This is a genomic window from Planktothrix sp. FACHB-1355, assembly GCF_014748295.1.
Classification (GTDB): Bacteria; Cyanobacteriota; Cyanobacteriia; order Cyanobacteriales; family Aerosakkonemataceae; genus Aerosakkonema; species Aerosakkonema funiforme_A.
Genome location: NZ_JACJUP010001206.1, coordinates 1 through 2,075, shown reverse-complemented (window position 1 = coordinate 2,075; position 2,075 = coordinate 1). Strand labels below are relative to the sequence as shown.

Annotated in this window: 2 protein-coding genes; one reads left to right on the top strand and one right to left on the bottom strand. The window is 40.7% G+C overall.

The window, feature by feature from the left end; translation table 11 throughout:
• The first annotated feature begins 161 nt into the window (after positions 1-161).
• Positions 162-308 (top strand): hypothetical protein, encoded by a 147-nt coding sequence (locus tag H6S82_RS30805; RefSeq protein WP_191057298.1) that lies wholly within the window; start codon positions 162-164, stop codon positions 306-308.
• A gap of 109 nt (positions 309-417) precedes the next feature.
• Here H6S82_RS30805 and H6S82_RS30800 read toward each other — a convergent pair whose 3' ends face one another.
• Entirely contained in the window at positions 418-1,860 is a 1,443-nt protein-coding gene (locus tag H6S82_RS30800) for a TniB family NTP-binding protein (protein WP_191057297.1), read from the bottom strand.
• Positions 1,861-2,075 lie beyond the last annotated feature (215 nt).

Sequence of the window (2,075 nt, the reverse complement as noted above, 5' to 3'; positions counted from 1 at the left end):
TAGTGAGGACAGGTAGCTCTTACTTAGTCTTCTCTGTGTCAATCAAAGTTTAGACATCGCACCTGCGGTGCGATAGTCTAAACTCCAGTAGTAAGCTATTGTCCTTAAACTAGATCGTTGCTCTAGCCCCCTTGTCGCCTCTTGAATCCCAACGGTCTAATATGGCAAGAAAACGAATCACCCTATCGCTAGATGAAGATTTACTCGAACGAATTAAACTTGCTGCTGAGAAAGACGATCGCTCTCATCAGCAACGAGGTAGAGAGAATATTAGTCAAGCACTATTTTCCGCCTCAAGAAAATTCTGAATCAAGTTCAGATTTAGGCGTTCGCTCGGCCAACAAAATCCGATAGACTTAACGAGATATTGAGGTATTTTAGAGTGGTACTCTTTATCCAGATTAGAAATAATTCTAATTAATTTTCAATTGTTGAATCTAAATCCAGCCTGGTTCGTTTTACAATAGCCTGAAAAACTTCAGAACTAATGTAAGCAACCGGAGATGAACCAGGCTTAACTGCTATATACCCCATAGATTCCAATTTTCGCAGTTTCTTTTTAGCTCTAGCAGTATCGAGACAACGCCGCCCATCTCGCGTATACTTGTCAGCCACAAACCAGTTCATTAATGAAGCGATCGAATTAGCAGTAATTCCCAGCTTGGCTACAGTTTCGTGATAATAGAGCGAATTAATATAATTTTCCACATCAAATAGTAAAGGGGGAAGCTGTTCTGCTAAAACATATTCATCGTTTGGTTGGTATTCTTTGGGGACACTTATAATTACGTCTAAGTCCATTTCTCGAATCGTATGAACGATAATTGCTGCCTCAGTATCTCCGTCGAGTTCTGCTACTAATTCTTGAGAAACATGAGGTGCAAATACTGGTTCTCGAAAACGTGCTAAAGTTTTAGAAGCTTTTGATAATAAAGCTTTTGAAAGAGATGGAAGATCGGTTTCCCCGTTAAAAGTTACATTACCACGCGCCTCGTATACCTTTTCTCGTTGGCTTTCATATTCATCCCAACTCATTAAAGTATTGCGTTCTTCCTCTTCACTAATACCTTGCTCGATTTCCACTCTAGTTTCAGCTTTTTGAAAAAGAAAATCTCGGTAAGCACTATTTAATATCTGAAACAAAGTACCAATATGTCCTTCACAAGCAGCCGCTATTTGCTGTCCCCATTCACTTTCCCAATTTAGGTAATTAGAACCCAATTCTTCTTGTTCCCATTGCTGACAAACTTGGAGTGCTTCTGTTAATTCTAGCTTAGGAAATAAGAAGCGATCGTACCATCGCGTCAATAGCGGTTCCCGCGACATCCGCCACTGTATTTTTGGTGTGTAATCGATAATAACAATCCCGATATGGGGAACTGTTTCTGTTAAAAATCCCAGCAGCCTTTCCATTACCTTTTGCGAGTAATGGCTAACTTCATCTATCACGATTAAACGGGTGGAAGCAGCTAATAGCAATTCCACCAGCTTCTTTTCCCAATAGGTTGTATTGCCGTTGAAGCGCTTGCGGATCTCACCTACATTATTTACCCAGGGAAAGATATCAAAAGCCATCTGCTGCAAGCTGAACTTGTAAGTTTCTGCTGGCCACGGGTGGCGGTAAATCACTGGAACAGCCTGCATCGTCTTTCTCTGCGATACTCCGCTGTGACGCTGCACGAAATCCATTGTCACCGCTGATTTTCCTATGTAAGTATCGCCGTAACAGATACCGTGAGAACCTGTTGCTAATTTATCAGCTAACCAAGCTCGATACTGAGGAACTGCACCTACCTCTAGAATTCGTTTATGGTGCATTTCCCATAGATAAAATGGTAAGTCTAGTTCCGATCGGCTCATTTGTTGCCTCCTCTTCCTCATTTTAAACTTTGAGTCAGTTAGCAGAGCCTTTTCTATTTTAGCTCATTGAGGGATTTTGTTATTGTAATTTCGATCGAATAATAGAATATTTGGCTTTTATTGAAGATGGGAAAGTTAATGCGATCGGATTCTACTAAGTAGTCGGACAAAAGTAATCGACACTGTATGAACTTTTGTTAAGGCACTTGCAGGAG